Source organism: Pseudoalteromonas xiamenensis (assembly GCF_017638925.1).
Taxonomy (GTDB): domain Bacteria; phylum Pseudomonadota; class Gammaproteobacteria; order Enterobacterales; family Alteromonadaceae; genus Pseudoalteromonas; species Pseudoalteromonas xiamenensis.
In genome coordinates, this window is sequence record NZ_CP072133.1 from 1,873,426 (window position 1) to 1,880,000 (window position 6,575).

Genomic DNA, 6,575 nt, shown 5'->3' on the forward strand with positions numbered 1-6,575 from the left:
TCCTAAACGATGCATTAAGTTTACTGTGCAATAATAAATTAAACACTAGCTATAAAATAAATCACTTTTGCTGTTGTGCAACAATAGACCGCTTTTTTCAGCTATAATGGCGCTTTATCTCGGAGGCGTATTATGTGGCAAGACATTGAAATCTTCCTCGCAATCGTGGAGCACGGAACATTAAGCCGAGCTGCGGAAGCGCTAGACTGTTCGACATCCTTTATCAGTCGCCACCTCAAGCAAATGGAATCAAGACTCGGGACCGCGTTATTTCAACGCTCCACACGCAACGTTAAACTCACTGCGGCGGGTGCCGAATATGCCAAACGATTAAAAGCGATTTCGCTTGAACTACAAAACGCGACCGCCTTGCTTCAAGGTGCACAACAAGAAATTAAAGGGCCTATCCGCATAACCGGAGCAGGCGACTTTGTATCAAATCAGGTGAGTCCTGTTTTAGCACTCTTTGCAAAAGCGCACCCAGAAGTGAGTATTGAGCTCGATTTTAATAATCGCAATGTTGATCTAATCGAAGAAGGCTTCGATTTGGCCATTCGCTTCGGGCGTCTACAGGATTCCTCGCTGATTGCGCGCAAGCTATCCGATCGAGTGATGACACTTGTCGCAACACCTGAATATATCGCCTCACATCCGCAGCTAAACCACCCTGACGATCTGTTGGAACATGAATGTTTGGTCGCCATAAACCCCAAATGGCGATTTGTGGAAAACAATGAGCCTTTTGAGGTTAAAGTCGCAGGTCGGTGGCGAAGTAACCATCCACAAGCTATTCTGCATGCCTGCTTGAACAGTGTCGGTATCGCTCATTTGGCACAAGATATTGCGGGTAGCTATGTAGCCAATGGACAACTCCACTACTTACTCGAAGAGTATCAAATTAAAGACAATGCCTCTTGGCTTGTTTATCCACGTAAAGACTTTATGCCCTATCGGGTAAAGTGCTTAATTGACTTTCTACTCGCGCATTTTAACCCCAGCTAAATCAGAAAGTTTGTCTATACTTGAACAAAATGGCTGAGGTGTGTCGTATGGTTTTTTTTCGTTTCGTGCTGTTGAGTATGGTCGTCTTTTTATGTCCTTTTGTGCAGGCCAAGATCCTCATTTTGAGTGACGATCCTGCGGATGAATTCTTATTTGTCCAAGAAGGCCCGAAAGACATCGCGAGCGATTCATACAGATTGCTTTTTGACCACCTCAAACAACTTGATTTTGATTTACAGATAGCGCCTATTGCACGTGTTAATGCCATCTTAAGCGGCACAGAGCCGGTGTGTGCAATAAACCGTATAAAGACGAATGAGCGTGCCTTGTATCATCTGTATAGCTACCCCATACATCTTTATCCAAGTCATCGCTTATACTATTTTAAGAATCGAACGGCGCTCCCAGAGTCACTGTTCAATCACCGAGACGAATTGATTAACCTACCAAGATTGATGAATCAATTTCCTCATGCCCGAATAGCGATAGAAGCAAGCAAATCCTATGGCCCCGTATTAGACGCCCAGTTTCAGTTACTCAGTGATGAGCAATTAATCACGCGGGCGGGCGGGGATGCATACGCAGCCATGGTCGCCATGTTTGAAAAACATCGTGTTGATTTTCTTGTTTCCTACCCAACCGTATTCAAACAGTATGCGCATGCGCCAAAAAACGAGGACATTAGATCGGTCAGTATTGCTAATCATCCCAGTTTCATTGCGGGACACATTGCCTGTTCACAAACACCCCAATCTGAAGAAATCATTAAGTTAATCAATGAAACTCTGCTGCAACTTTATCCAAGCCATGAATTTTTGAACCTTCACCTCAACCATGTTCCGCCTAGCGAACATGAAATACTTCGTCGCCGAATTTCCGACCTTTATTTGAATCGTCAAAACAACGCATAAACAGGTTGAAAAAACATCAATCTCAGTTATAAAATCGAACTCGATTATATCGCACACGACTTATTTGGTTATTTCTATGTCAGAATCTATTTATAATTTTCAAACGAACACGCTTCAAGGTCAGCCTTATCCGCTTTCACAACTTGAAGGAAAAGTAGTACTCATCGTCAATACGGCGAGTAAATGCGGTTTAACGCCACAGTATGAGGGCTTGCAACAACTACACGAGAAATATCACGACAAAGGCTTAGTGATTTTAGGTTTTCCTTGCAATCAATTTGGACAGCAAGAACCTGGTAGCCCAGAAAGCATTCAACAGGGATGTTTGATCAATTACGGCGTAAGCTTCCCGATGATGGAGAAAATAGATGTAAATGGTAAAGATGCACACCCTCTCTATCAGTATTTAAAAACAAAACAATCTGGACTATTTGGAAGTGCAATAAAGTGGAACTTTACTAAATTTCTCGTTAATCGCTCGGGCAATCCGGTAAAACGATTTGCACCCACTACGAAGCCAGATGCAATTGAGAAAGAAATCGAGAAATTGTTGTCGTGAGCAATGACGAAAACAAGCTACAGTTAAAAAACCAATTATGTTTTAGTCTTTATGCAGCGTCTCGCGCGGTAACGAGGTTGTATCAGCCAGCTCTCCGCGAGTTGGGATTAACTTACCCGCAATACATTGTGATGCTCATATTATGGGAAAAAGATAAGCAATTAGTCGGTGAAATTGGTAACGCGGCTCAGTTAAACACGAATACGCTGACACCGCTGCTAAAACGATTGGAAGCGAACGGTTTAATAACGCGTCAACGCCTACAGACGGATGAGCGACGCTGTATTGTCGAGCTAACAAACAAAGGGGCGGCCCTAAAAGAACATTGCCAATGCTTGCCAACACAGTTATTGACACAAAGCCGCTTTTCTCTCGAAAAGGCTCGCCAGCTAAAAACCTTGCTCGATGAATTTCTTGAGATTACGTCACCATAGTGAAAAAGAGGCAAAAGCCTCTTTTTCAAAATTCTCGTTAAAAACTAGTAATCGTCATCTAAATAGTCAAAGTCATCTTCGCCTAAGTTCTTGCGCAAACGCTTTTGTTCTAGATAATCATCGAGTCTTTTCTTGATTTTTCGCTTATGTTTGTCTTGTTGATTACGGCCACTATCGCCTAAATCATCACTGACAAAACCTTCATCTTCAAGCGCATCATAAGAAAATGTTTTACCCACAATCCACTCCAAATAGGTGTTAAATATCTGCTCTAAGCCCGTCAAAAGCACACTCATGCGCATCAACGGTCTACAGATGTCTAAATAGCTGCTAATTTGAATTCTGAAAAGTGAGTCTTTTTTATCGTTTTAAAAAAATATTTTTATTGATGGCGAGCGAATCGCCATTTTCACCAATTTTTAGTCAATTTATGTATTTCACTCTTTCTTCTCTTTTTTAGAAACCAAGCTATCTATATGTTTTTATTGGATTTTAAATATTGGCATTGAATTTGATTAGTCTTTCATAACTGAAAAGACAGGACGACTCAAAAATGAAAAAAATCGCTTTAATCGGAACATTATTAATCAGTGCTAGTACTGTCGCACATGAGAACAGCTTCAATATCAGTAGTGATAACTGTGAAGTCGAATTCCAAAATGACGTCAGAATTTCAGATCAAGATATTACGATAGAGAATAAAGCTAACAACAAGATCTCTATTTCTCGCAAAGGTGAGGTTTATGTTCAAGGTGAACGAGTGGATTTATCCGCAGCTCAGCGACAAGCTGCAAGCCACTATAGCGATAGCCTAAGAGCTGAGTTACCCAAAGTGGCTGAAATAGCACTAGATGCGGTCAAAATAGCGGGCGTTGCACTGGAAGAAGTGGGTACGGCTTTAGATATGGATTCACTGAAGGACATGCATGAGATTATGGATGAGCTATCTGTTGAAGTGAAAAACACCTTCTATCAGCAAAATGACTTTGTTATGGGTGAAAAAACGTTTAATGAATTTGGCGATCAGTTTAGTGACAAATTTGAATCACGTTTAGAGGATGCTATTCAAAGTACGATGTTCCAATCTGTAGGCAGCTTGTTAGTTACGCTTGGTAGCGAAATGATTAGCTCTGGTGGAAACATGGATGAATTTGGTGAACGAATGGACCGTATGGGCAAAAACATTGACGAGAAGGTGGAAAAACAGGCCAAAGTTATCGAAGCTCGAGCCGATCAGTTATGCGGTGATTTTGCGGCGTTAGCAGAGCAGGAAAACACCTTGACGGCTGCAGTTCCAGTGCTTGCTGACTATAAACTATTTGCGTACAAAACGAAGATCTAACCCTTCAAACCGATTTATTTATCCCATTGGGCCAGCTAACGCTGGCTTTTTTTATTGTTGCAGGTGCTAAGTCTTTCTAAAAGTTCGCCTATTTGTGAAGTCGCTACCCAATCGCATAATTAATTTTTGCTGCAGTATGAATGTTACTCATTGACTTCGATTAATTAGATTTATTCAAATTACTAGTATAAGTTAGTTATAAGGGATGAGTATTCACCAAGCGTTCAGCAATACTCTCAAATTAGACATTGCGATATAAGGAATTGCTAATGGATTTTATTGAACGATTGCAAGCACTATCACAGAAAGCTAAGCAGGTTTCTACAAGCTTACAAACTGAAGAAGCGACAAAAAATGCTCTTGTCATGCCATTTCTCCATACTGTATTAGGCTATGACGTATTTGATCCAAACGAAGTTATACCAGAATTTACAGCGGATGTAGGAACCAAGAAAGGAGAAAAGGTTGATTATGCACTCATGAAGAATGGCGAAATCCAGATTCTCATCGAATGTAAAAAATATAATGAAAGTCTTTCAGTGAAGCATGCTGCTCAACTATTTAGATATTTTTCTGTTACTAATGCGCGAATTGCTATTCTAACCAACGGTATCCAGTACCAGTTTTATACGGATTTAGATGCCCCCAATAAGATGGATGAGAAGCCTTTTCTAACTCTAGATATTGAGAATATTGATGAGCATTTAGTACCCGAAGTTAAGAAACTTACCAAGGTTTCATTTGATGTAGAATCAATCGTAGATGCTGCTGGCGAGCTAAAGTATTTAAATCAAATTAAACGTGTCCTTCAAGAACAATTTCTAGATCCAGAAGAAGACATCGTAAAATTACTAACATCAAAAGTTTATGACGGTGTTCAAACCGCAAAGGTTAAGGCCCAATTTCTAGAGATTACTAAAAAGGCCATGAAGCAATTTTTGAATGATAGTATTAATGCTCGTTTGAAATCAGCGATAGGTGAGGAATCACAAACAACCAATGTTTCTGAACAGGAAGTTAAGGCAGAAATCGATGAGGAAAAACCTAAAATAGTAACTACAGAGGATGAAATTGAAGCGTTCCATGTTGTTAAAGCTATTTTAAGACAAAAGATTGATATACATAGAGTAATTGCAAGGGATACTCAAAGCTATTTCGGTATATTGCTTGATGACAATAATAGAAAACCTATTTGCCGCCTATGGTTTAATACAAAGCTAAAATATTTAGGTCTCTTCGACAATGATAAAGTTGAAACTCGTCATGCCATAGAGAGTATAGATGATATTTATAGTTATTCAGAACAGCTATTAAATACTTTAACTTACTATGAATAATAGTTTACAGACATACAAAGCAAAAAAGCCCGACTCTTTCGAATCGGGCTTTCTTTAATTAGAGCCTGGCGATGTCCTACTTTCACATGGCAGCTGCCACACTATCATCGGCGCTGTTGCGTTTCACTTCTGAGTTCGGCATGGGGTCAGGTGGGTCCACAACGCTATTGTCACCAAGCATAAGCTGGTCGTCTACTCGCTACCGCAAGTAAACTAAATCTGGAATTCTGATATTAATGTCTTTTACTTCGTCGTTGTCTACTTTAGTCAATACTTAACTTCTAACAACTTAAACCACTTTGGCGTTGTATGGTTAAGCCTCACGGGTAATTAGTACAGGTTAGCTTCACGCCTCACAGCGCTTCCACACCCTGCCTATCAACGTTGTAGTCTCCAACGGCCCTTTAGTGGAGTTAAACTCCAAGTGAGAACTCATCTCGAGGCTCGCTTCCCGCTTAGATGCTTTCAGCGGTTATCGATTCCGAACGTAGCTACCGGGCAATGCCATTGGCATGACAACCCGAACACCAGCGGTTCGTCCACTCCGGTCCTCTCGTACTAGGAGCAGCCCCTCTCAATTCTCAAACGCCCACGGCAGATAGGGACCGAACTGTCTCACGACGTTCTAAACCCAGCTCGCGTACCACTTTAAATGGCGAACAGCCATACCCTTGGGACCGACTTCAGCCCCAGGATGTGATGAGCCGACATCGAGGTGCCAAACACCGCCGTCGATATGAACTCTTGGGCGGTATCAGCCTGTTATCCCCGGAGTACCTTTTATCCGTTGAGCGATGGCCCTTCCATTCAGAACCACCGGATCACTATGACCTACTTTCGTACCTGCTCGACGTGTCTGTCTCGCAGTTAAGCTTGCTTCTACCATTACACTAACCGAGCGATGTCCGACCGCTCTTAGCAAACCTTCGTGCTCCTCCGTTACTCTTTGGGAGGAGACCGCCCCAGTCAAACTACCCACCAGGCACTGTC

7 protein-coding genes and 2 rRNA genes (1 of these 9 running past the window's edge) are annotated in these 6,575 nt (G+C 41.6%); 6 read left to right on the plus strand and 3 right to left on the minus strand.

The genetic code is table 11. From position 1 onward, the window contains the following. Positions 1–132: 132 nt before the first annotated feature. The 4 genes from J5O05_RS09090 to J5O05_RS09105 all read left to right on the plus strand — a co-directional run bounded on the left by J5O05_RS09090 (position 133) and on the right by J5O05_RS09105 (position 2,906). On the plus strand, positions 133–1,002 hold the full coding sequence (locus J5O05_RS09090) for a LysR family transcriptional regulator (RefSeq protein ID WP_208841799.1): 870 nt from the start codon (positions 133–135) through the stop codon (positions 1,000–1,002). A 47-nt stretch (positions 1,003–1,049) separates the two neighbouring features. Then, on the plus strand, positions 1,050–1,913 hold the full coding sequence (locus tag J5O05_RS09095; protein ID WP_208841800.1) for a hypothetical protein: 864 nt from the start codon (positions 1,050–1,052) through the stop codon (positions 1,911–1,913). A gap of 76 nt (positions 1,914–1,989) precedes the next feature. Further along, a complete protein-coding gene (locus tag J5O05_RS09100; RefSeq protein WP_208841801.1) occupies positions 1,990–2,472 on the plus strand; it encodes a glutathione peroxidase in 483 nt (160 codons plus the stop codon). A 131-nt stretch (positions 2,473–2,603) separates the two neighbouring features. Continuing rightward, entirely contained in the window at positions 2,604–2,906 is a 303-nt protein-coding gene (locus tag J5O05_RS09105; protein ID WP_244369977.1) for a MarR family winged helix-turn-helix transcriptional regulator, read from the plus strand. A 44-nt stretch (positions 2,907–2,950) separates the two neighbouring features. On the opposite strand, the gene J5O05_RS09110 is transcribed toward J5O05_RS09105, so the two are convergent. Further along, a complete protein-coding gene (locus J5O05_RS09110; protein ID WP_208841803.1) occupies positions 2,951–3,145 on the minus strand; it encodes a PA3496 family putative envelope integrity protein in 195 nt (64 codons plus the stop codon). A gap of 314 nt (positions 3,146–3,459) precedes the next feature. On the opposite strand from J5O05_RS09110, the gene J5O05_RS09115 reads away from it, so the two are divergent. Continuing rightward, complete coding sequence (locus J5O05_RS09115; protein WP_208841804.1) at positions 3,460–4,248, plus strand: YggN family protein; 789 nt, start codon at positions 3,460–3,462, stop codon at positions 4,246–4,248. A gap of 269 nt (positions 4,249–4,517) precedes the next feature. Continuing rightward, positions 4,518–5,585 (plus strand): type I restriction endonuclease, encoded by a 1,068-nt coding sequence (locus tag J5O05_RS09120; protein ID WP_208841805.1) that lies wholly within the window; start codon positions 4,518–4,520, stop codon positions 5,583–5,585. A gap of 63 nt (positions 5,586–5,648) precedes the next feature. Here the strand turns inward: J5O05_RS09120 and rrf are convergent. Together rrf and J5O05_RS09130 are read right to left on the minus strand one after the other, a co-directional pair. Further along, positions 5,649–5,763: ribosomal RNA gene (gene rrf, locus J5O05_RS09125) — 5S ribosomal RNA — on the minus strand. A gap of 131 nt (positions 5,764–5,894) precedes the next feature. After that, positions 5,895–6,575, minus strand: a 23S ribosomal RNA gene (locus J5O05_RS09130) (it continues 2,204 nt past the right edge of the window).